This is a genomic window from Microbacterium gorillae, from assembly GCF_050990725.1.
Taxonomy (GTDB): Bacteria; Actinomycetota; Actinomycetes; order Actinomycetales; family Microbacteriaceae; genus Microbacterium; species Microbacterium gorillae_A.
Genome location: NZ_CP158844.1, coordinates 2,686,928 through 2,709,403 on the forward strand (window position 1 = coordinate 2,686,928; position 22,476 = coordinate 2,709,403).

Annotated in this window: 22 protein-coding genes; 6 read left to right on the plus strand and 16 right to left on the minus strand. The window is 68.3% G+C overall.

Annotated features, from left to right (window positions below; genetic code table 11):
- Positions 1-4: 4 nt before the first annotated feature.
- Genes ABTV68_RS12465 through ABTV68_RS12475 form a run of 3 tightly spaced genes read right to left on the minus strand, consistent with a single transcriptional unit; the run spans position 5 to position 3,004 of the window.
- Complete coding sequence (locus ABTV68_RS12465) at positions 5-814, minus strand: isoprenyl transferase (protein ID WP_433674006.1); 810 nt, start codon at positions 812-814, stop codon at positions 5-7.
- Complete coding sequence (gene recO / locus ABTV68_RS12470; RefSeq protein WP_433674007.1) at positions 811-1,536, minus strand: DNA repair protein RecO; 726 nt, start codon at positions 1,534-1,536, stop codon at positions 811-813. Before recO ends, ABTV68_RS12465 begins: the two co-directional genes overlap by 4 nt.
- A 46-nt stretch (positions 1,537-1,582) precedes the next feature.
- Positions 1,583-3,004: an RNB domain-containing ribonuclease gene (locus ABTV68_RS12475; protein WP_433674008.1), complete on the minus strand. Its 1,422-nt coding sequence runs from the start codon at positions 3,002-3,004 to the stop codon at positions 1,583-1,585.
- A 79-nt stretch (positions 3,005-3,083) separates the two neighbouring features.
- On the opposite strand from ABTV68_RS12475, the gene ABTV68_RS12480 reads away from it, so the two are divergent.
- The gene (locus tag ABTV68_RS12480; protein WP_433674009.1) at positions 3,084-3,779 is read left to right on the plus strand and encodes a trimeric intracellular cation channel family protein; all 696 of its coding nucleotides are present in this window, start codon (positions 3,084-3,086) and stop codon (positions 3,777-3,779) included.
- 52 nt (positions 3,780-3,831) lie between these two features.
- Here ABTV68_RS12480 and leuA read toward each other — a convergent pair whose 3' ends face one another.
- The 9 genes from leuA to hrcA all read right to left on the minus strand — a co-directional run bounded on the left by leuA (position 3,832) and on the right by hrcA (position 13,131).
- Complete coding sequence (gene leuA, locus ABTV68_RS12485) at positions 3,832-5,586, minus strand: 2-isopropylmalate synthase (RefSeq protein WP_433674011.1); 1,755 nt, start codon at positions 5,584-5,586, stop codon at positions 3,832-3,834.
- Positions 5,587-6,141: 555 nt separating this feature from the next.
- Positions 6,142-7,026: a GTPase Era gene (gene era, locus ABTV68_RS12490; protein WP_433677604.1), complete on the minus strand. Its 885-nt coding sequence runs from the start codon at positions 7,024-7,026 to the stop codon at positions 6,142-6,144.
- Entirely contained in the window at positions 7,026-8,336 is a 1,311-nt protein-coding gene (locus ABTV68_RS12495) for a hemolysin family protein (RefSeq protein ID WP_433674012.1), read from the minus strand. Before ABTV68_RS12495 ends, era begins: the two co-directional genes overlap by 1 nt.
- Positions 8,333-8,794 (minus strand): rRNA maturation RNase YbeY, encoded by a 462-nt coding sequence (ybeY, locus tag ABTV68_RS12500; RefSeq protein WP_433674013.1) that lies wholly within the window; start codon positions 8,792-8,794, stop codon positions 8,333-8,335. The genes ABTV68_RS12495 and ybeY overlap by 4 nt, the downstream gene beginning before the upstream one ends.
- A 1-nt stretch (position 8,795) precedes the next feature.
- Positions 8,796-9,815 (minus strand): PhoH family protein, encoded by a 1,020-nt coding sequence (locus tag ABTV68_RS12505; protein WP_433677605.1) that lies wholly within the window; start codon positions 9,813-9,815, stop codon positions 8,796-8,798.
- 43 nt (positions 9,816-9,858) lie between these two features.
- Positions 9,859-10,206, minus strand: coding sequence for an HIT domain-containing protein (locus tag ABTV68_RS12510; RefSeq protein ID WP_433674014.1), 348 nt, complete (start codon positions 10,204-10,206; stop codon positions 9,859-9,861).
- Positions 10,207-10,228: 22 nt separating this feature from the next.
- Positions 10,229-10,957: a 16S rRNA (uracil(1498)-N(3))-methyltransferase gene (locus ABTV68_RS12515; RefSeq protein WP_433674015.1), complete on the minus strand. Its 729-nt coding sequence runs from the start codon at positions 10,955-10,957 to the stop codon at positions 10,229-10,231.
- The gene (dnaJ, locus tag ABTV68_RS12520) at positions 10,957-12,069 is read right to left on the minus strand and encodes a molecular chaperone DnaJ (protein WP_433674016.1); all 1,113 of its coding nucleotides are present in this window, start codon (positions 12,067-12,069) and stop codon (positions 10,957-10,959) included. The genes ABTV68_RS12515 and dnaJ overlap by 1 nt, the downstream gene beginning before the upstream one ends.
- Before the next feature lie 33 nt (positions 12,070-12,102).
- Positions 12,103-13,131: a heat-inducible transcriptional repressor HrcA gene (gene hrcA, locus ABTV68_RS12525; protein WP_433674017.1), complete on the minus strand. Its 1,029-nt coding sequence runs from the start codon at positions 13,129-13,131 to the stop codon at positions 12,103-12,105.
- 127 nt (positions 13,132-13,258) lie between these two features.
- Between hrcA and ABTV68_RS12530 the strand changes: the two genes are divergently transcribed.
- Positions 13,259-14,677: a carboxylesterase/lipase family protein gene (locus ABTV68_RS12530; RefSeq protein WP_433674018.1), complete on the plus strand. Its 1,419-nt coding sequence runs from the start codon at positions 13,259-13,261 to the stop codon at positions 14,675-14,677.
- A gap of 7 nt (positions 14,678-14,684) precedes the next feature.
- On the opposite strand, the gene ABTV68_RS12535 is transcribed toward ABTV68_RS12530, so the two are convergent.
- Positions 14,685-15,092: an ankyrin repeat domain-containing protein gene (locus tag ABTV68_RS12535; protein WP_433674019.1), complete on the minus strand. Its 408-nt coding sequence runs from the start codon at positions 15,090-15,092 to the stop codon at positions 14,685-14,687.
- A gap of 101 nt (positions 15,093-15,193) precedes the next feature.
- On the opposite strand from ABTV68_RS12535, the gene ABTV68_RS12540 reads away from it, so the two are divergent.
- From ABTV68_RS12540 to ABTV68_RS12555, 4 genes are read left to right on the plus strand one after another with little or no spacing between them, the layout of a single operon-like run.
- Positions 15,194-16,141, plus strand: a complete 948-nt coding sequence (locus ABTV68_RS12540; RefSeq protein WP_433674020.1) for an ABC transporter ATP-binding protein — start codon at positions 15,194-15,196, stop codon at positions 16,139-16,141.
- The gene (locus tag ABTV68_RS12545; protein WP_433674021.1) at positions 16,138-16,899 is read left to right on the plus strand and encodes an ABC transporter permease; all 762 of its coding nucleotides are present in this window, start codon (positions 16,138-16,140) and stop codon (positions 16,897-16,899) included. The genes ABTV68_RS12540 and ABTV68_RS12545 overlap by 4 nt, the downstream gene beginning before the upstream one ends.
- Before the next feature lie 20 nt (positions 16,900-16,919).
- Positions 16,920-18,011, plus strand: coding sequence for a sensor histidine kinase (locus ABTV68_RS12550; RefSeq protein WP_433674023.1), 1,092 nt, complete (start codon positions 16,920-16,922; stop codon positions 18,009-18,011).
- Complete coding sequence (locus ABTV68_RS12555; RefSeq protein ID WP_433674024.1) at positions 18,008-18,622, plus strand: response regulator; 615 nt, start codon at positions 18,008-18,010, stop codon at positions 18,620-18,622. Before ABTV68_RS12550 ends, ABTV68_RS12555 begins: the two co-directional genes overlap by 4 nt.
- A 3-nt stretch (positions 18,623-18,625) precedes the next feature.
- Here the strand turns inward: ABTV68_RS12555 and hemW are convergent, their stop codons facing one another.
- The 3 genes from hemW to lepA all read right to left on the minus strand — a co-directional run bounded on the left by hemW (position 18,626) and on the right by lepA (position 22,472).
- Positions 18,626-19,846 (minus strand): radical SAM family heme chaperone HemW, encoded by a 1,221-nt coding sequence (gene hemW, locus ABTV68_RS12560; RefSeq protein WP_433674025.1) that lies wholly within the window; start codon positions 19,844-19,846, stop codon positions 18,626-18,628.
- Entirely contained in the window at positions 19,846-20,499 is a 654-nt protein-coding gene (locus ABTV68_RS12565; RefSeq protein ID WP_433674026.1) for a DUF1990 family protein, read from the minus strand. The genes hemW and ABTV68_RS12565 overlap by 1 nt, the downstream gene beginning before the upstream one ends.
- Positions 20,500-20,624: 125 nt before the next feature.
- Positions 20,625-22,472 carry a translation elongation factor 4 gene (gene lepA / locus ABTV68_RS12570; RefSeq protein ID WP_433674027.1) on the minus strand — a complete coding sequence of 616 codons (1,848 nt, stop codon included), beginning with the start codon at positions 22,470-22,472 and terminating at the stop codon, positions 20,625-20,627.
- Positions 22,473-22,476 lie beyond the last annotated feature (4 nt).

Below are 22,476 nucleotides of genomic sequence, written 5' to 3' on the forward strand. Positions count from 1 at the left end.
CCCGTCAGGCGGAGGCGTCCGGGGCGTCGACGGCACCGCCGAAGCGGCGGTCACGACCGGTATAGATGTCGATCGCGCGCCACAGGTCGCGGCGGGTGAAGTCGGGCCACAGCGTATCGAGGAACACCATCTCCGCGTACGCGGACTGCCACAGCAGGAAGTTCGACGTGCGCTGCTCGCCCGAAGAGCGAACGAACAGGTCGACATCGGGCATGTCCGGCTGATACAACCGCTTCGCGATCAGCTTCTCCGTCACGGCGGAGGGTCGCAGCCGCCCGGCGGACACGTCATCGGCGATCGAGCGCACCGCGTCGGCGATCTCGACCCGGCCGCCGTAGTTCACGCACATCGTCAGGGTGAGCGCCGAGTTGTGCTTGGTGAGTTCCTGGGCGTACTCGAGCTCGGAGATCACCGAGCGCCAGAGTCGCGGCCGACGTCCCGCCCAGCGCACGCGAACTCCCCACTCGTTGAGCTGGTCGCGCCGACGGTGCAGCACATCACGGTTGAAGCCCATCAGGAAGCGGACCTCTTCGGGCGAGCGCGCCCAGTTCTCGGTGGAGAACGCATAGACCGACAGGTGCTTCACACCGGCTTGCAGCGCACCCGCGACCACATCCAGCAGCGCGGCTTCCCCCGCTTTATGCCCCTCGATCCGAGACAGCCCGCGACGATTCGCCCATCGGCCGTTGCCGTCCATCACGACCGCGACGTGCTGGGGAACACTGCCCTTGGCATACGCGGGCGGGTATTCACCCGTCCAGTCGACCGGACGATACGCGACGGCGTCGCGATGCGTGTAGGGCTTCGGGGTCACGGAGTCTCCACGTGTGCCAGGGAGCGGATTCCACGCTCCAGATGCCATTGGGTGTAGGCGGCCACGAGCCCAGCGGCAGCGGCGTGCTCGCGGTGGGAGGCCGCATCGATCTGCTCCCAGTCGCCGCGGATGAGGGCGCGCAGCAGGTCGATGGTGGCAGGCTCCACACGCGCGGCTCCGGCCGGCGCGCAGGATCGGCACACCATGCCGCCGGCCTGCGCCATGAACATCTGGTGCGGGCCCGGATCGCCACAGCGGGCACAGTCGTCGAGTCCCGGTGCCCATCCTGACAGGGACATCGCGCGCAGCAGGTAGGAGTCCAGGATCGATCGCGGGGCGTGTTCGCCACGCGACAGGGCGCGGAGCCCGCCGACAAGCAGCACGTACTGTTGTGCGGTGGCTTCGGCATCCCCCAATCGGTCAGCGGCCTCCACCATGGCGTGCGCGGCAGTGTAGCGGTCGTAGTGCACAGCGATCTCTGCGCCATAGGATCCGAGGGACTCCGCCTGCTGCACGGTGTCGAGCGAGCGCCCGACGTAGAGCTGCACGTCGGCCACCATGAACGGCTCCAGACGCGCACCGAACCGCGACGACGTGCGCCGAACGCCTTTGGCCACCGCGCGGATCTTGCCGTGACGGCGGCTCAGCATCGTGACGATGCGGTCCGCCTCACCCAGCTTGTGGGTGCGCAGCACGACGGCTTCATCTCGATAGGTGGGCACAGTCCATTATCGGTCGCACCTCCGACAGTGAGGCCGCAGACACGGGTCAGTCGTCCGCCGCGACGAACGTGGGCAGCCCCTTCTCCGTGTCGAAGCTGTCCAGCTTCACACGAATGCGCGCACCGGCCGGCGCGGTGACGCGGGCGTCCGTCTCCAGCGGCGGGGCCACCAGTTCGATCCGCGCCGGCTTCTCACCGCGCTGTTCGATCACGATCGCGTCGAAACGATGTCCCACCAGCGGGGCGAGAATCGCGTCCGTGACCACGTCGAGGGACTCGCGCTCGAGTCGTCCCGCGAGCTGGCCGGTGCGCTGCATGATGCCGGGGAGCTCGGCGAGCCCTGCCGTGGCCCAGACGGGGACCGGAGTCCCGTTCGCCTGTGCCTCGCAGTGCGCGAGGACGTAGCGATCCACCAGGCGACGCAGGGGTGCGGTCGCGTGCGCGTAGGGCGCGCCGATCGCCGCGTGCACGGCGTCTGCTTCGGATAGCGGTCCGTCGATCACCCGGTATCCCGCGCCGCGGAAGAGTCGCCGGGCCGCGCTCAACACCGCGAGCGTCGTGGGCCGCTCACGATCCAGTCCGCGCAAGAACTCGCCGTAGGTCTGGTTCGCGGCCCACACCAGCCCGAGAGCCGCCACCTGGGCGCGGAAGAGGTCGACATCCGACTCCGCCGGACGCGGCATCGTTCGGATGATGCCGGCACCGGCCGCGAGCTGGATGTTCGCGGCCTCCATGCCGGTCATCAGCGAGATCTGGGCGTTCCACTGCTCCACCGGCAGGAGGTCGCGCCGCTCGATGCGCCAGAAGCCGTGCGCGTGGACGATCTCCTCCTCCGGCATGTCCAGCGATGCCCCGCCGCGCGCCGTCTCCAGCTGCAGGCGTCGCTCCCCCACGGTTCGCAGTGGTGCGAGCAGTCCGTCGCCGGCCGCGATCCGCTCTTGCGCTTCGCGATACGACAGCTGGGACCGGCTGCGCACGCGCGCCCGCCGCAGCGTGGTGTGCGTGGTGTTTCCGTCGGAGTCGAGCTGCATCCGCCAGACGTACGCGGAGCGCACGCGCCCTTCCCGCAGACTCGCGCCGTCCTCGCTGATGATGCGCGGGTGCAGCGGCACGGAGCCGTCGGGTGCGTAGAGCGTCTGCCCGCGCAGATGGGACTCGATGTCGACGGCGCCTCCGGCCGGTACGACCGCGGGGAGATCAGCGATCGCGTAATGGACGACGTGCCCGCCGCCGTCCGATGCGATGTGCAGCGCCTGATCGAGATCGCGCGATCCCTCCGGGTCGATGGTCACGAACTCGATGTCGGTGAGGTCGGCGTCCGGCAGGGCGACCGACGCGACGGAAGCAGCCGCCTCCTGCTCGACAGCGTCCGGGAATCCCTCCGGCAACGCCAGCTCGGTGCGGATCCGTTCGAGTCCCGTGGTGATCTCGGTGCTGGTGTCGGAGAGTCTCGTGTGGCGCATCGGCATGCGCCCAACCTATCCCCGCCTGCCGGACACGGTCGGACGCAGGGCCGCACGCGTGCCCGCAGAAGGCGAGAATGGAGGAGTGACACCGGATGCGTTCATGATCCCGCTGTGGGCGGACCTCACCGCCGTCGGTCTGGGCGGCCTGCAGGGGGCGATGTTCGCCGCCGGCTTCCAAGGTCAACGTCGCCTGGACCTGCTGGGCGTCGCACTGATCGGCGTGCTGGTGGGCATGGGCGGCGGTCTCATCCGCGACCTCATGCTGGGAGTACCGCCGGCCACCCTGCAGAGCAACTGGTATCTGATCGCCGCCAGCGGTGCGTCCCTCGTCGGCATGCTGCTGGCCGGCCTCCTGCACCGGGCGAATGCCATCATCGTGGTCCTCGATGCCTTCGCGATCGGCATGTTCGGTGCCTTCGGAACCACCAAGGCGCTGGGGATGGGCCTCCCGGTCGTCCCCGCGATCTTCGTCGGCGTCTGCGCCGCGGTCGGCGGATCGGTGCTGCGCGACGTGATCATGGGACTCCCGGTGGCCGTGATGCACGTGGGGTCGCTCTACGCGGTCGCGGCCGGCGTCGGATGTGTCGCGATCGTGGTCGCCAACGCCTTCGGCATGGCGTTCGCTCCCGCGGCGATCCTCGGCATCGTGGTGACCGCCGGCGTGCGGCTGCTCGCCGTCATCTTCGACCTGTCGCTTCCCGAGCAGCGGATGCTCCACCGCCGCAAGGTCGCCGCCGAGACGGGCGTCATCCGCATCGTGAAGCCGACCGACGACTGACGCACACGAGAACGGGCCCCGGCGATCGCCAGGGCCCGTTTCGTCTCGAATGTCAGACCAGTGCTGCCGACAGCTCGCGCGTGCGGATCGAGCGGTTCACGGCGGAGACGATCGCCTTCAGCGATGCCGTCGAGATGTCGCCGTCGATGCCCACACCCCACAGACGGTCGCCGTTGACGGAGAGTTCGACATAAGCCGCTGCCTGAGCGTCGCCGCCCGCGCTCATCGCGTGTTCGACGTAGTCGTACAGCGTGATGTCGAAGCCGGCCTCGTTGGCCACCGTGAGGAACGCCGCAACCGGGCCGTTGCCGACGCCGTGGGCCTCGATCTTCTCGTCGCCGTCACGCATCGTGACGTCGAGGATGACATCACCGGTCATGTCGCTGGCGGTGCGGGTGGCGAGCAGCTCGAAACGTCCCCACTTCTGCTCGGCGTCGTCGGCAGGCAGGTACTCGTCGGAGAAGATCTCCCAGATCTGGTTGCTGGTGAGCTCGCCGCCCTCTTCGTCGGTCTTCTGCTGCACCACACCGGAGAACTCGATCTGCAGCTTGCGCGGCAGGTCCAGTGCGTGGTCGGTCTTCAGCAGGTAGGCCACACCGCCCTTGCCGGACTGCGAGTTGACGCGGATGACCGCCTCGTAGGAGCGCCCGAGGTCCTTCGGGTCCACCGGCAGGTAGGGAACGGCCCACTCCAGCTCATCCACCGACACGCCGCGCTCGGCCGCCGTGGCGGCCATCGCTTCGAAGCCCTTCTTGATGGCGTCCTGATGAGATCCGCTGAACGCGGTGAAGACCAGGTCGCCACCCCACGGGCTGCGCTCGGGCACGGGCAGCTGGTTGCAGTACTCCACGGTGCGCTTGATGCGGTCGATGTCGCTGAAGTCGATCTGCGGGTCGATGCCCTGCGTGAACATGTTGACGCCCAGCGTCACCAGGTCGACGTTGCCGGTGCGCTCACCGTTACCGAACAGGCAGCCCTCGATACGGTCGGCGCCAGCCATGTAGCCCAGCTCCGCTGCGGCGACGGCGGTGCCGCGGTCGTTGTGCGGGTGCAGCGAGATGATGACGTTCTCGCGGTGGTTGATGTGTCGGCCCATCCACTCGATGGAGTCGGCGTAGACATTGGGAGTTGCCATCTCGACCGTGGCGGGCAGGTTGATGATCACCTTGCGCTCGGGGGTCGGCTCGAAGATCTCGATGACCTGGTTGCAGATGTCGACCGCGAACTCCAGCTCCGTGCCGGTGTAGCTCTCGGGCGAGTACTCGTAGTACACCGCGGTCTCGGGGATGCGCTTCTCGTACTCGCGGCACAGGCGTGCACCTTCGAGGGCGATGTCGATGATGCCCTGCTTGTCCTTGCGGAACACGACGTCGCGCTGCAGGATGCTGGTCGAGTTGTAGAGGTGGACGATGGCCTGCTTCGCCCCGGCGATCGCCTCGAACGTGCGGGAGATCAGGTGCTCACGCGACTGGGTCAGCACCTGGATGATGACGTCGTCCGGGATGAGGTTCTCCTCGATCAGCTCGCGGACGAAGTCGAAGTCGGTCTGGCTGGCCGACGGGAAGCCGACCTCGATCTCCTTGTAGCCCATCTCGACGAGCAGCAGGAACATGACCTTCTTGCGCTCGGGACTCATCGGGTCGATCAGTGCCTGGTTGCCGTCACGCAGGTCGACCGCGCACCAGCGCGGTGCCTCCGTGATCTGCTTCGCCGGCCAGGTGCGGTCGGGCAGATCGACGTTGATGATCTCGCTATACGGACGGTACTTGTGGATCGGCATGGACGACGGCTGCTGGGTGTTCTTCATGGCTTCGCTTCTCTCTTGCAGATGTGCGGGCCAACGCCAGACTCCGCGACGAGGAAGGCCCTAGATCAAGGTCTCGTCGCGGCGGCTAAGAAGGAGCACACCCATGCGCATGGAGCCATGCTAACACGCACTCTTTTCTCCGCGACACTTCCCTCTGTGGGCGACAATCGGCGCGTTGCGGTGTTTCTCACCCACACACGGAAGTCTCGCGGGATCCAGACTCGCGGATCCACACGCGGATCGGAGAACGCGGGATCCAGAGCCCCGGGTCCAGGCACACGGGATCCACACTCGCGGATCGGGACGCGGCGTGAGATCTGCGGTGGGCGAAGTGCCCCGGAAAAAGTTGAAGCCGGGGCTTTGGAAGATCATCCTCCGCCCCGGCGTGACGAGACACCCCCAGCGTCCCCACGCAATATGCGTCTCGTCGCCCCACAGCGAAGCGGCAGATGCCCTCCGGTGTGGAGTGATCTCACACTATCCGACGCAGTGTCGGCTCACCAACATTTTCCACGATCAAATTTTCTCGTTGTGATCACAACTGCGAGCGAGGGCTCAGAAGCCGAGGCGACCGAGCTGCTTCGGGTCTCGCTGCCATTCCTTGGCGACGCGCACGTGCAGCGACAGGAAGACCCGCGTTCCGAGCAGCGGCTCAATCTGTGCGCGGGCGCGGGCACCCACGTCTTTCAGCCGCGAGCCCTTGCGACCGATGATGATCGCCTTCTGACTGTCGCGCTCCACGACGATGTTGGCGAACACGTCGGTCAGATCGGAGTCCTCCCGCTCGGAGATGTCCTCGATCGTCACCGCGATGGAGTGCGGCAGCTCGTCACGCACGCCTTCGAGTGCCGACTCACGGATGATCTCGGCGATTCGATCCTCGATCGCCTCGTCGGTGGTCATCCCCTCGGGATAGAGCGCGGGACCCTCCGGCATGAGCTGGAGGAGCTCGTCGGCCAGCACGTCGAGCTGGTCGCCGCTCACGGCCGACAGCGGGATGACGGCCGCCCAGTCCTCACGCAGCGAGTCCACCTCCATCAGCCGCTCCATGATCTCGTCCTTGGACGCGTCATCGGTCTTCGTGACGATCGCGACCTTCTTCGCCCGCCCGTAGCCGTCCAGCGACGCCGCGATACGACGATCACCGGGGCCCACCTTCTCCCCCGCCGGCACGCAGAGGGCGATCACGTCGACATCGCCCAGCACCTGCTCCACGAGGTCGTTGAGACGCTGACCGAGCAGGGTCCGCGGCTTGTGGATGCCGGGGGTGTCCACGATCACGAGCTGGCCGACGGGGCGGTTGACGATACCCCGGATGGCCCGACGCGTGGTCTGCGGCTTGGCGCTGGTGATGGCGACCTTCTCCCCCACGAGAGCGTTGGTGAGAGTCGACTTTCCGACATTGGGACGTCCGACGAACGTGACGAAACCGCTGCGCATCACTCGGCCTTCCTGATCACGGGGGTGTCGCGCGTGCGCGGCTCCGCCTCGATTGCTGGTTCTTCTGCGCGTTCGACGATGAAGGTGGCAAGGTCTCGGGGACCACCGCGGCCGTGCTCGGCGGTGATCGTCACGCCCTGCACGGTGGCCGAAGCACCGGATTCCGGGACGCGACCGAGCTCCTTCGCGAGCAGCCCGCCGATGGAGTCGACCTCGTCGTCCTCGATCTCGAGGTCGAACAGCTCGCCGACTTCCTCGAGAAGCGAGCGACCGCTGACGCGATATCGGCCATCGCCGAGATCCGTGACCTCGCTCCACTCCTTGTCGTACTCGTCGGAGATATCGCCCACGAGGTCCTCGATGAGATCCTCCAGCGTGACCAGGCCTGCGACGCCGCCGTATTCGTCCACCACGATGCAGACGTGAATCGCATCGCGCTTCATCTGCTGCAACAGGGTCTCGGCCTTCATGGACTCCGGCACGAACACCGCACGCCGCGCGAGGGGGCGAGCGGAAGCATCCCAGACGTCGGCACCGTCCTGACCGTACGCGGCGCGCACGAGGTCCTTGACGTACAGCACGCCCAGCACCTCGTCGCCGTCGACGACAGGGACGCGCGAGACACCGGTCTCCAGGAACAGGTCCATCGCCTCACGTGCGGTGGCGCCGTCCTCCAGCGTCACGAGGTCCGTGCGCGGGATCATGAGGGCGCGGACGAAGCGGTCGGTGAAGTCGAAGACCGAGTGGATGAGTTCGCGATCATCCTCTTCGATGAGGTCATGGCTTGCGGCCTCGTCGACCATGCTGAGCAGCTGATCCTCCGAGGTGAAGGATGCGCCGCGGGTCACCCCCGGAGTCACGCGATCGCCGAAGGCGACCAGCGCGTGCGAGAGCGGGCCGAGGATGATGCGCGACAGACGGACGACACCTGCGGCCGAGCGGAGCAGTCCCGTGGCGTGCTGTCGGCCCACGCTGCGCGGCGAGGTGCTCACGAGCACGAACGAGATGAGCGTCATCAGCACTGCGGCCGCCAGGATCGCCCACCAGATGTTGTCGAACAACACCATGAACGCCGCGGTCACGAGCACCGCGGCCGCGGTCTCGGTGAGGATACGCAGGAACACCACGGCGTTCGCGTGCGTGGGCAGGTCGTCCGCGATGCGCCGCAACGCGTCACCCCGCCGACCCTCGTGGCTCCATTCGATCAGTGCCGAGCGACTGGTCACAGACAGCGCGGCGTCCAGGGCGGCCATCAGACCGCCCACGGCGACCAGGACGACCGCCAGCGCCAGGAGGATGAAGGGGGTCATCGGTGTCGTCGTTCGGCGGAGTGGAATGCGGCGATGAGCTCGCGCTGCAGACCGAACATCTCCCGCTCCTCATCGGGCGTCGCGTGATCGAAGCCCAGCAGGTGCAAGGTGCCGTGCGTGGTGAGCAGAATGAGCTCGTCCATCAGCGAGTGCTTCGCCTGCGCGGCCTGCGTCTCGGCCACCTGCGGGCACAGCACGATGTCGCCGAGCAGCCCGGGGTCCGTGGGACGATCCGGCGTTCCGGGGCGCAGCTCGTCCATCGGGAAGCTCAGCACGTCGGTGGGGCCGGGTTCGTCCATCCACTGCACGTGCAGGGCCTCCATGGCGCCCTCGTCCACGAGGACGATGGCGATGTCGGCGTCCGGGCTGATGTGCAACTGCGCGAGGTTGTTCTCGGAGAGGCGCAGCAACACCGTCTCGTCGATCTCGACTCCGGATTCGTTGTTGATCTCGATCATGTCAGCCTCGCTTGGGGAGTCGGTCTCGGGGGCCCGCCGGCCGGGTGCCGCGGCGCTCGGCGCGGTTGGCGAACTCGGCCGCCTGCTCGCGCTCGTGACGCGCGGCGGTGCGCTTCTCGTCGTAGGCGCTGTACGCGTCCACGATCCGGCCCACCAGGCTGTGACGCACGACGTCGTCGCTAGTGAGGCGGGCGAAGTGGATGTCGTCAATGTCAGCCAACACGCGGGTGACCACCCGCAGGCCGCTGGTGCCACCGGGGAGGTCTACCTGAGTGATGTCGCCGGTGACCACCATCTTCGTGCCGAAGCCGAGGCGTGTCAGGAACATCTTCATCTGCTCGGGGGTGGTGTTCTGCGCCTCGTCGAGCACGACGAAGGAGTTGTTCAGCGTGCGGCCACGCATGTACGCCAGCGGCGCCACCTCGATCGTTCCCGTGGCCATGAGCTTCGGAAGGATCTCCGGGTCGATCATCTCGTTCAGCGCGTCGTAGAGCGGGCGCAGGTACGGGTCGATCTTGTCGGTGAGAGTGCCGGGCAGGAAGCCCAGTCGCTCGCCGGCCTCCACCGCGGGGCGGGTGAGGATGATGCGATCGACCTCCTTGCGCTGCAGCGCCTGCACGGCCTTCGCCATGGCGAGGTAGGTCTTTCCGGTTCCGGCCGGTCCGATGCCGAACACGATGGTGTTCTCGTCGATCGCGTCGACGTAGTCGCGCTGGCCCAGTGTCTTCGGACGGATCACACGTCCGCGCGAGGAGAGGATCGGCTCCGAGAGCACTTCGGAGGGACGTGGTCCGCCCTCGGTGTTCATCAGGCGCGCCGATGTGGCGACGTCCGAGGGTGCCAGGTCCTGTCCATCGCGGGTCATCGTGAGCAGTTCGTCGACCAGCCCCTTCGCCGCGGTCACGGCAGCGGGCTCGCCGCTGAGGGTGATCTCGTTGCCGCGCACATGCACGTCGACGGAGGGGTGCTCCTTCTCGATCATGCGCAGCAGTCGGTCCTGCGGTCCGAGAAGTCGGACCATGGCGACCCCATCCGCCAGGATGCGTACGGTCGCGGTGTTTTCGTCAGCCAACGAGGCTCTTCTCCTCCAGGTCTCCCCCGAGCACGTGCGCGTGCACGTGGAAGACGGTCTGTCCGGCATTCGCGCCGGTGTTGAAGATGAGGCGGAACTGCCCGCCGCAGCGCTCATCTGCCAGGTTCTTCGCCACGGCCACCAGCTCCGCGAGGAGGGCAGGATCGGCGGCGGCGAGCTCGGTCACGTCGCGGTACTCCGCCGTCTTCGGAATCACGAGCAGGTGCACGGGCGCCTGCGGAGCGATGTCCTGGATGGCGAACACGCGATCGGTCTCCGCAACGATCTCAGCGGGGATCTCGCGGTTCAGGATGCGGGTGAAGACGGAGGGCTCGCTCATGCGGTCAGTCTAACGGCCGCTCTCACCAGCGGCCCAGGGAGACGGCGGCCACGGTGAGGGCAGCGGGACCGGCGGTCGACGTACGAAGCACCGTGTCTCCCAGCTTCACGATCTGCGCGCCGGCATCGCCCAGCGCCGCGAGTTCCTCAGGTGCGATGCCCCCCTCGGGACCGACAACAAGGACGACTTCCCTCGCACCGGCGAGGTCGACGCCGGTCAGAGGGGCGTCGGCGCTCGGCTCCAACACCACGATGAGCGCCTCATCGGCGCGACGGGCGAGTTGAGCGGTGCTGATCGGATCGCTCACGGAGGGCAGCCACGGGCGATGCGCCTGCTTCGCGGCCTCGCGAACGATGCTCGCCCATCGCTGGACGCCCTTCGCTGCTTTGGCCGCATCCCAGCGTGACACGCTGCGCGCGGCCTGCCACGGCACGATCTCGTCGACACCGAGCTCGGTGGCCGCCTGGATCGCGCGCTCGTCTCGATCGCCCTTCGCGAGAGCCTGCACGAGCACGAGGCGCGGACTCGCGGCGGGCACCGTGGACCGGGACGTCACGCGCACGGCGACGCGTTTCGGCGCGACCTCGGTGACCTCGCCGGTGTGCCAGGCCCCCTGACCGTCGCCGATCGTGACCGACTCACCGACCCGCACCCGCCGCACGGTCGCGGCGTGATGCGCCTCGGCACCGGTCAGCACGACATCATCGCCCGCGAGCTCGGCCGGATCCTCGACGAGGAAGTGTAGAACCATCAGTGGGACCGGAAGCGATCGCGGAGCTTGGAGAACAGGCCCTGCTGGAACTCGGCCAGCTTGGGGGTCGGCGCCTTCGTGCGTGCGGCGAAGTCTTCGATGAGGGCACGCTGCTTCGCGTCCAGGCGCGTCGGCGTGACCACCTGGACGCCGACACGGAGGTCGCCTCGTCGGCTCCCACGCAGCGGGGTGATGCCGCGCTCCTTGATGGTGAGGACGTCCCCGGATTGCAGACCCGGACGAATCTCCAGGTCGACGGGACCATCGAGGGACTCGATGCGCGTCTCGGTGCCGAGAATCGCATCGGTCATCGATACCTCGAGTGTGGCGAGCAGATCGTCGCCATCACGGGAGAACGCCGCGTTCGGGGCGACAGTGACCTCGATGTAGAGGTCCCCGTTGGGGCCACCGGCGGGACCGACCTCGCCGGATCCCGGAAGCTGCAGCCGCAGTCCGGTCTCCACGCCCGCAGGAATGTCGAGTCCCACCGTGCGACGCGAACGGACACGCCCCTGACCGGCACAGGTGGCGCACGGGCTCGGGATGGTGGTGCCGTAGCCCTGGCACACGTTGCACGGCTGGGTGGTGAGGACGTTGCCGAGCAGGCTGCGGACCTGTCGCTGCACGTGGCCGGTGCCGTGGCAGATGTCGCAGGTCTGCGGCGAGGTGCCGGGGGCGCAGCAGGAGCCCTGGCAGGTCTCGCACAGCACGGCGGTGTCCACCTCGATGTCGCGATGCACACCGAAGATCACGTCACCCAGCTCCAGCGTCACGCGCACCAGGGCGTCCTGGCCCCGCTCACGACGCGACCGCGGTCGTCCGCCGCGTCCGCCGCCGCCGGCGGCCGCGCCGAAGAACGTCTCGAAGATGTCGCCGAATCCGCCGAAGCCACCGCCGCCGAAGGCGTCATCGCCGCCCATGTCGTAGCGGCGACGCTGCTCGGGGTCGCTCAGGACGTCGTAGGCGTGGGTGACCTCCTTGAACTTCTCCTCCGCGTCCGCGGACGGGTTCACATCGGGGTGGAGCTGACGCGCCAGACGTCGGTACGCCTTCTTGATCTCCTCCGGGCTGGCCTCTCGCGAGACGCCCAGGACTTCGTAGTGGTCGGCCACAGTCACCTTTCTTGGGGACGGTCCCCGTGCGCCTCAGCGGCGCGATTCGTCTTCGTCCAGCAGTCGCGTGAGGTAGCGGGCCACGGCCCGCACCGCCGCGAGGTTGCTCGAGTAGTCCATGCGCGTGGGGCCCATGAGTCCCACGCGCGCGCTCGATCCGGAGGCGTCGTAGTCGCTGGCGACCACGGCTGCCTCCGCAAGTCCGAAGGACGCGTTCTCGCGTCCGATGCTCGCCGCCAAGCCGTTCTCCCCGGCCGTCATCTCGCCCATCAGCCGCAGCAGCGTGACCTGCTCCTCGATGGCCTCCAGCAGCGGATGGATGCTGCCCCGGAAGTCCTGCTCGCGGCGAGCGAGGGTCGCAGCACCCGCCATGACCAGGCGATCCTGGCGGAACTCGTCCAGCTCCTCCGCCACGAGCGCGGCGACGTCGTGATACACCGAGCGCAGTTCGGCGGCCGCCGGAGCCTCTGCCGCGAGCCGCTCGGCGGCGCGGCCGACGGAGTGCCCGGTGATGAGGGTGTTGAGCCGGGCGCGAAGCACACCGGTGTCAGCCTCGTCGATGTCCTCGCTGATGCCACCCACGCGCTGCGAGACGCGTCCGGTATCGGTCACGACGATCACCAGCACACGACGTTCGGCGATGCGCACGATCTCGACGTGCGTCACCGTGGCGCGGGCGAACGAGGGGTACTGGACGAGCGCCACCTGCCCGGTGAGCTGCGTGAGCAGGCGAACGGTGCGCCCGAGGAGGTCGTCGAGATCCGCGGGGTCGGAGAGGAAAGAGGTGATCGCCGTTCGCTGGGCGGCAGTGAGCGGCCGCAGCTCCGCGAGGTGATCGACGAACATCCGGTAGCCCTTGTCGGTGGGCACGCGACCCGACGAGGTGTGTGGAGCCGCAATCAGCTCCTCCTCCTCCAACAGGGCCATGTCGTTGCGGATCGTGGCGGCGGAGACGCCGAAGTGGTGTCGATCCACAATGGACTTGCTGCCGACGGGCTCGTTGGTGTCGACGTAGTCCTCGACGATGGCTCGGAGGACGCGCAGGCCGCGTTCGGTGACCATGTCGCCTCCTCTGTTGCTGGCACTCGAATGCTCTGAGTGCCAATTCTACCGACTTCGGCTGGGTGCGCGCTTCGACTCGACGGATCACGACTGACGCGTGTCGCACCTGTGCAACTAGCATGGCGGAATGAGCGACCTCGATGTCACCCGAGTCATCAGCGCCGGAGCGGTTCGTGGCGCCCGCACGGGCGACGTAGAGCGGTATCTGGGCATTCCGTACGCGGCTGCACCCTTCGGTGCGAACCGCTTCCGCCTCCCCCAGCCTGTTCCGGCGTGGGAGGGCGTGCGCGATGCGCTCGCCTTCGGACCCACCGCACCGCAGGCGCCCTATCAGGGGGCGACCGCGGAGCTGCTGGGTTCCGTCGCGATCCCTGGAGACGACATCCTGACCGCGAACGTCTGGCGACCGACCGACGCCGATGCCGCGCCCGTGATCCTCTGGATCCACGGGGGTGCCCTGGAACGCGGCACCGCCGCGCTGTCCACCTATGACGGCACGCCCTTCGCCCGCGACGGAATCGTCTTCGTCTCCATCAACTACCGGCTCGGCTCGGAGGGCTTCTCCGTGTTCGACGACGACGCCCCGCTGAACCTGGGGGTCGCAGACGCCGCCGCTGCACTGCGCTGGGTGCACGACGAGATCGCCGCATTCGGCGGGGACCCCGCGCGCATCACGCTGATGGGTGAGTCAGCCGGCGGAGCGCTTGTCGCGGCTCTGCTGTCGATGCCGGACACGCGACAGCTCGCGGCCGGCGCCATCATCCAGTCCGGGCCGCTGTCCGCGCAGAAGCCGAAGAAGGCGGGGCGCGTCACGCGCGCCCTCGCGAAGCGCCTCGGCGTGGCGCCGACGAGCGCGGCGTTCGCCGAGCTGGAGCCCGAGGCGATCGTGGCCGCGCGAGTTGCACAAGCCGCCGGGTCTTCCCCGCTCGGCGGCGCGCCGGCCTTCGCCCTCGCGCTGTCCGACGAGATGCCCCGTGAACCGGAAACCGCGATCGTCGACGTGGACGTCCCGCTACTGATCGGCACGAACACGGACGAGTACCGTCTCTGGTTCCCGCCTGCCGCGCTGAAGACGATCACGGCCACCAAGCTTCTCCTCGCCCGCCTCGCCCTGCGAATCCCGGGGGCCGCCGTCGCCGCCTGCCGCAGGGTGTGGCCGAACGCGTCCGTCGGCGAGGTGTTCGGACAGATTGCCACGGAATACCTGCTGCGCGCGCCGATGCTCCGGGTGGCCGCTGCCCGGCCCGCTCCCACGTTCGTGTACGAGTTCGCGTGGCAGAGCCCGGTGCGGGATCTGCGCGCCGCGCACGCTCTCGAGCTGGGTTTCGTCTTCGACGCGCTCGACGACGAGGAGACGCAGCGCATGGCCGGTCCCGACGCACCGCAGTCACTGGCCGACGAGATGCACGCCGCGTGGGTGGCCTTCTCGCATACCGGTGATCCAGGCTGGCCGGCCTATCGTGCCGACCGCCTCACGCGCGTCTTCGACACCGACTCGCGCACCGAGCCGGTGCGTCGCGCTGCCGTGGTGGACGCGATGCGCTGAGCCGCGCTCAGGAGCGCGCGGCGTACTCCGCAAGGATCGTCGACATCTCGGACTGACCGAACTGCTCGGCGATCTGCGCGGCGGTGCGGAATCCGACGTCGGGATTCGCTCCCGCATCCAGCAGCAGACGCAGAATCTCGGCGTCACCGCGGAACACCGCGCACGACACCGCGGTCTGCCCCATGGTGTTCTCGATGTCCAGCGCGGCCCCGCGCTTCAGCAGCTCGCGCACGACCTCGGCCTGGCGCGCGTAGGCGGACACGATGAGAAGCGTGTCCGATCGGGTGTTGCGCGTGTCGATCGGAACCCCGGCATCGAGCATCTCGCCGAGCGGACCCACGCGGCCCTCGCGGGCCAGGTCGAACGTGCCGTCGATCACTTCGGCGCTGAGGCTCGATCCGGGGTTCTCATCCATCCGGCCATTCTCGCAGGTCAGCATCGCGCATGACATTCGTCACCTCCAGCTCATGACATCGCCCTCCTGACTCGCGCACCACGCGGCGCTTGGCTGGAGTCATGACTCTCCACACCGCCGCCGGGTCCAGCAGAGAACGGACCGAAACAGCGCCAGCTTTCGATGTCGTCGGAGCAGTACGACGCTTCGGTCGCGGCCCCCAACTCATGACCGCCGTCGACGGCATCGACCTGCGCATCGAGCGCGGTGAGGTCACGGCTCTGCTCGGGCCCAACGGCGCAGGCAAGACCACCACGATCGACATGCTGTTGGGTCTCAGCGAGCCCGATGCCGGTCATGTCCGGGTGCTCGGGGCCAGCCCCCGCACCGCCGTCCGCGGCGGCCGGCTGTCCGCGGTGCTGCAGACCGGCGGCCTGCTGTCCGACCTCACGGTCCGCGAGACGGTCAACGTCATCGCCGGGCTGCACGGGGTCGCGGCGCGCGCGGGCCAGGTGATGGATCGGGCCGACCTCCTCAGCCTCGCGAAGCGGCGCGTCGGCCGGCTGTCCGGTGGCGAGAAGCAGCGCGTCAAGTTCGCGCTCGCGCTGCTTCCTGACCCGGACGTGCTCGTGCTGGACGAGCCGACTGCTGGCATGGATGTCACGGCGCGCCGCCGCTTCTGGGACACCATGCGCGCCGATGCCGACGCCGGCCGCACCATCGTGTTCGCCACCCACTATCTCGAGGAGGTGGAGCAGTTCGCCCGGCGCACCGTGGTGATGAATCGAGGCCGGATCGTCGCGGATGGGCCCACCGCCGAGCTGCGGGCGTCGCTCGGCGGTCGCACGGTCTCGGCAACCGTCGCCACCGATATCGCCGCGCTTGTCGACCGGCTTCGCGCCGACGACGCCGTCTCCGATGTGACCGTCGACGCCCACCGCCTGACGGTGCGCACCACGGCGTCGGACGAACTGGCCGGCCGCCTGCTCGCACTCGGCGCGACGGACCTGGAGATCGCCGCGCCCACCCTGGAATCCACCTTCACCTCGCTCACGGAGGAACCGTCATGACCGCCATCGTCGCGCCCGCGCTGTTTCGCACCGAGCTCGTGCGTCAGATTCGCAACCCCTACACGCTCGCCTTCACCATCGGCATGCCGGTGGCGATGTACCTGCTGTTCGGCGCCAGCATGTCGTACGCCGCCGAGAGCGTCGGCCAGGCGAACGTCTCGTTCTACGTCATGGTGTCCATGGGCGCCTATGGCACCGCCACGGCCATGAGCTCACTGTGCTCGCTAGCAGCGTCGGAGGTCGGTCAAGGATGGGGTCGGCAGCTTGCGCTGACACCGATGACCATGTCGACCTATGCACTCACCAAGGTGCTGGCCGCGGTCTCGTTCGCCGCGCTGTCCACGCTGCTGGTCTTCATCGCGGGCATCGCCACCGGCGCCGAGGCGGCGGACACCTGGCGCTGGCTGGCCGCGGCGGCACTGGCACTGGGCATCGGTCTGATCTTCGGGCTCTACGGCCTCGGCGTCGGGCTCGCGTTCAACTCGGACTCGGCCGCCGCCCTCGCGTCGATCTCGATCACCTTCTTCGGCTTCTTCGGCAACGTGTTCGTACCGCTGTCGGGCGTGATGTTGGACGTGGCGAAGTGGACCCCGATGTACGGCTACGTCGCCCTGGTGCGCTGGCCCGCCACCGAGGGGGCGCTGGTCGCCGGTGGCGAGGATCCGCTCTGGGCGCTGCTGCTGAACATCGCCGCGTGGACAGCGGTGTTCGTCCTGCTGGTGCGGTTCGGCGTGCTGCGCTCGCGGCGCCGTCGGTGACGCTGAGTAGGGTGGGGCACATGACGAACGCCGAGCCGGGCGCCCAAACGCACACATCTCCGTGGGAGCGGTGGGGCTGGCTGATGGCGATCGTCTGGATGGTGTTCCTCATCTATCCGGTGCTGTCACTCATCTCTTCCCCCGCCGCACCGGGGTGGATCGCGGCGGGGTGGGTTGCGACCATCACCTTCGCTATCGTCTACGTCCTGGGATTCATGGCGGGAATGCGCACGGCCTGGGGGCCACCGGGGCGCACGGCGATCGCGCTGTTCGGCGTGCTGATCCTGTGCGCCCTCATCACGCTGCCCGCGATCGAGACGCAGGCGCTCAGCTTCGTTCCCTACCTGATGGCGTACGGTACCTATGCGCTGCGGGGGCGGTGGCACCCGGTCACGACGGTCTGCGCCGTCCTCATCACCGTGCTGGTGTCGACACTGAGCGGACGCGTTCTGGAGCACGTTCAGATCCTGATCGTCGTACTGCTGATGGCCGCGATCAACAGCGTCACCAGCTGGCTGATCGGACGCTCCATCGCCTCCGACAAGGCGCGGCTCGAACTCGCCGCATCCGATGAGCGCGTCGCCATCGCCCGCGACGTGCACGACCTGTTGGGCCACACGCTGACCGCGGTGAAGCTGAAGGCGGAGCTCGCCGAACGCCTCATCACGAGCAACCCGGAACGCGCTCGCGCGGAACTCGAACAGATCGTGGCGCTCACGACGGATGCCATCCAGGGCGTCCGCGCCACGGCGACGGGACTGCGAGGAACAAGACTCGACGAGCAGATTCGCGAGAGCGCGGCGACGCTGGAGTCAGCCGGGGTGAGTGTGTCCGTGACCGGAGAGCCCAGCGCCCTCTCGCCCGCGCAGGCGATCCCCGCCGCCTGGATCCTCCGCGAGTCGACCACGAACATCCTGCGGCACGCGCAGGCCGGCACTGTCCGCATCCACTTCGAACCCGGCGTGCTTCGCGTAGAGGATGACGGACGCGGGATCCACGCCGCGGCCGGCAACGGCGTGCGGGGAATGCAGGAGCGTGCGACGGCCGCCGGTGCCGCTCTCACCATCGAGGACGCACCGACCGGCGGCACACGCGTGGGAGTGGTCTGGTGAACGCTCCGATCCGCCTCCTCCTGGCCGACGATCAGGCTCTCGTCCGCGGCGCGATGAGCGCGCTGCTGGATCTCGAGGACGATCTGACCGTGGTCGCCGAAGCCGCCACCGGTGCGGAGGCCGCGCAACGCGCACGGGAGCTGCGCCCCGATGTGTGTCTGATGGACATCCAGATGCCCGGCATGGACGGCATCACCGCGACTCGACTCGTCATCGACGCGAGCCCGAATACCCGAGTGTTGATCGTGACGACCTTCGCCCGCCCCGGCTACGTCCGCGAGGCTCTGGAGGCGGGGGCATCGGGACTGCTCGCCAAGGACGTGCCCGCCGCTCAGCTCGCGCACGCGGTGCGTCGCGTTCACGACGGTCTGCGCGTGGTCGACCCGGCACTGGCCGAGGCTTCCCTGTTCGAGGGCGCCAATCCCCTCAGCGAGCGCGAGCAGGAGGTGCTCCGCCTTTCCGACGACGGCAGCGCGATCGCGCAGATCGCCGCCGAGGTCTACCTGTCGGCCGGCACCGTGCGCAACATCCTGTCCTCTGCCATCGGCAAGACCGGCACGCAGAACCGCGCACAGGCGGCACGGGTCGCGCGCGACAAGGGCTGGATCTAGCTCCTACTCGGTGAGGGCCCGCACCACGGCGTCGGCGAGCAGCCGACCAGTGCGCGTCAGCACCACGCGCTGCTCACGCAGCGCCGCTGCGGGCTCGATCAGTCCATCGGCGATCAGCCCAGCGACATTCGCGCGGAACTCCGGCGCGATCTCGGCGAGCGGAAGCCCGGAGCGGATCCGCGACTGCAACAGCACACGCTCGAGCCGAGCTGCTTCGGCATCAGGCTGCTCCCGGGCGTGAGCGGGCGAGAGCCCGGCGTCCAGGCGCTGCGCGTAGGCCGCGGGGTGCTTCACGTTCCAGAAGCGCGTGCCGGCGATGTGGCTGTGCGCCCCGGGCCCGTACCCCCACCAGTCCGTGCCCTGCCAGTAGGCCAGGTTGTGACGGGAGCGGTGATCATCGCCGCGCGCGAAATTGCTGATCTCGTACCAGTCGTAACCGGCCGCACCGAGGCGCTCATCGACCAGCTCGTACATATCCGCCTGCAGGTCATCGTCCGGCGCAGGCACCTCCCCGCGGCGGATCTGGCGCGCAAGCTTCGTGCCGTCCTCGATGATGAGGGCGTACGCGGAGATGTGGTCCGGTTCGAGCGCCAGCGCGGCCTCGACCGAGCTCCTCCAGTCCTCCAGCGACTCACCCGGTGCGCCGTAGATCAGATCGACGCTCACGTCCAGTCCCCCGCGACGGGCGGCAGCCACGGCGGTGCTCACGTTTGCGGGGTCGTGCGTGCGTTCCAGAGCCGCAAGGACGTGCGGAACCGCGGACTGCATCCCGATCGACATGCGGTTCACGCCCGCCGCGCGCAGCTCGGCCACCATCTCGTCGGTGACCGTGTCGGGATTGGCCTCCACGGTGATCTCCGCGCCCTCTCGGATGCCGAACGCCTCCCGCACGCCGTCGAGCATGCGTGCCAGATCTCCCGCCGGCAGCAGCGTGGGCGTGCCGCCCCCGAAGAACACGGTGCTGATCGGGCGCAGCTCCCCGACACCCTCCAGCACACGTCGTGAGAGTGCCACCTCCTGCAGCAGGGTGTCGGCATACGCGTCCTGCCGCGCCCCGCGCAGCTCGGTCGCGGTGTAGGTGTTGAAGTCGCAGTACCCGCAACGGACGCGACAGAACGGGACGTGCAGGTACACCCCGAAGTCGATATCGCTCGACGTGCGCGTGCCACGCGGCAGCGAGCCGTCCGACGGCACGGGGTCGCCGTCGAGGAGGGGTCCGCCCATCAGGACGTGGTGGTCGCGTACAGCGGCGAGATGGCGCGGAGGTACTGCGTGAACAGCGCCTTGCGACGGCGCTTGGTGAGGCCGGGGATGGTGCGATACAGGAACGCTCGTGGGCTGTCGAAGGCACGCACGGTGAACCACACCTCGTCGTTCGAGAACCACTCGATCATGAAGGACTCCTCACCGCTGACGACCGAGTCGCCGACGGTACCGAGGCCAAAGCCCACACGCCGCTTGTCCTCGACGACGAAGATCACGCGGTACTCGCCGTCGGCGCTGTGTCCGCCGACGCGTCCGTGGGCGCGCACGGTCATGCCGGCGCCGACGTACGGCGTGCCGTCGGCGTCGTAGCGCTGCTCGGCCTCGGTGCGACTGGGGGTGATCGGGTGTCCCTCATCGTCAAAGCTGACGCCCTGGTAGACCGGTCCGGACGCCGGGCGGATGTCCTCCAGCTGCATCCCGGCGGCCTTCTGCGCCACCCAGCTCAGCAGGTCCTCCGACGCGGACCGGAAGCGAGCCTCACCGCTGCCGAGACGCCAGGACTCCTCGGCGGGGATGCTCTTCTCCGGCGGATACTGCATCAGATCCGGTGCCTGCGTCGCTCCGACGGCGGCATAGTCCACCGTCTCGTCCCTGAACGTTCCGCGCCGCATGAAGTACAGCCTAACGTGACCTCGGCTGTGGGAGGCATCCATGCCGGTCGCGTGCCCCCGCCCGCGACCCGCTGCCGGAGACGCCGAACGCGCGCCCACCGAAGTGGGCGCGCGTTCGCGAACTCTTACTTGTCCTTGCCTTCGACGTCGCCGGAGAGGGCGGCGATGAACGCCTCCTGCGGGACCTCGACGCGGCCGACCATCTTCATGCGCTTCTTGCCCTCTTTCTGCTTCTCGAGGAGCTTGCGCTTACGGCTGATGTCACCGCCGTAGCACTTGGCGAGCACGTCCTTGCGGATGGCGCGGATGTTCTCACGCGCGATGATCCGCGCGCCGATCGCGGCCTGGATCGGCACCTCGAACTGCTGGCGCGGGATGAGCTTGCGCAGCCGCTCGGTCATCATCGTGCCGTAGGCGTACGCCTTGTCGCGGTGCACGATCGAGCTGAAGGCGTCGACCTTCTCCCCCTGCAGCAGGATGTCCACCTTCACCAGATCGGCTTCCTGCTGCCCGGCGGGCTCGTAATCCAGCGAGGCATAGCCCTGCGTGCGACTCTTCAGCTGATCGAAGAAGTCGAAGACGATCTCGCCGAGGGGCACGTTGTAGCGCAGCTCGACGCGGTCTTCAGACAGGTAGTCCATGCCGAGCAGCGTGCCGCGGCGGGACTGACACAGCTCCATCACGGTGCCGACGTAGTCCTTCGGCGTGAGGATCGCGGCCTTCACCATGGGCTCGGCGACGGAGGCCACGCGACCGTCGGGGTACTCGCTCGGGTTGGTGACCGTGACGTGCTGGTTGTTGTCGGTGGTGACCTCGTAGATCACGCTGGGAGCGGTGGTGATGAGGTCGAGACCGAACTCGCGTGCGAGACGCTCCGTGATGATCTCCAGGTGCAGCAGCCCCAGGAACCCGCAGCGGAAGCCGAAGCCGAGCGCCACGGACGTCTCCGGCTCGTAGACCAGCGATGCATCCGACAGCTTCAGCTTGTCGAGCGCTTCCCGCAGCTCCGGATAGTCGGATCCGTCGATCGGGTACAGGCCGGAGAAGACCATCGGCTTCGGGTCGGTGTAGCCGGGCAGCGCCGACTCCGCGGGCTTGCGCGCGTTGGTGACGGTGTCACCCACCTTCGACAGACGCACATCCTTCACACCGGTGATGAGGTAGCCCACCTCACCCACGCCGAGCCCCTTCGTGGGTACCGGTTCGGGGCTGGAGACGCCGATCTCCAACGCCTCGTGGTTGGCCTTCGTGGACATCATCTGGATGCGCTCGCGCGGCTCCAGCTTGCCGTCCACCATGCGGACATAGGTCACCACGCCTCGGTAGGCGTCGTAGACCGAGTCGAAGATCATGGCACGCGCCGGAGCATCCGGGTCGCCCACGGGAGCCGGGATCTGCTGCACGATCGCATCGAGCAGCTCCTCCACGCCCACGCCCGTCTTGCCGGACACCCGGAGCACGTCCTCCGGCTTGCCCCCGATGAGGTTGGCGAGCTCCGCCGCGAACTTCTCCGGGTCGGCCGCGGGCAGGTCGATCTTGTTGAGCACCGGGATGATGGTGAGGTCGTTCTCCATCGCCAGGTACAGGTTGGCGAGCGTCTGGGCCTCGATGCCCTGCGCCGCATCGACCAGCAGAATCGCGCCCTCGCATGCCGCCAGCGACCGGGACACCTCGTACGTAAAGTCGACGTGACCGGGGGTGTCGATCATGTTCAGGGCGAACGCCTCACCATCGCGCGACCACGGCATGCGCACGGCCTGGCTCTTGATGGTGATCCCGCGCTCGCGCTCGATGTCCATGCGGTCCAGGTACTGCGCCCGCATGTCGCGGTCGGAGACGGAACCGGTGATCTGGAGCATGCGATCGGCGAGGGTCGACTTGCCATGGTCGATGTGCGCGATGATGCAGAAGTTTCGGATCTGCTCCGGCGGCGTCGCGGCGGGCTGGAGCGGCTTCAGGGCGCGTGGTGACATATCC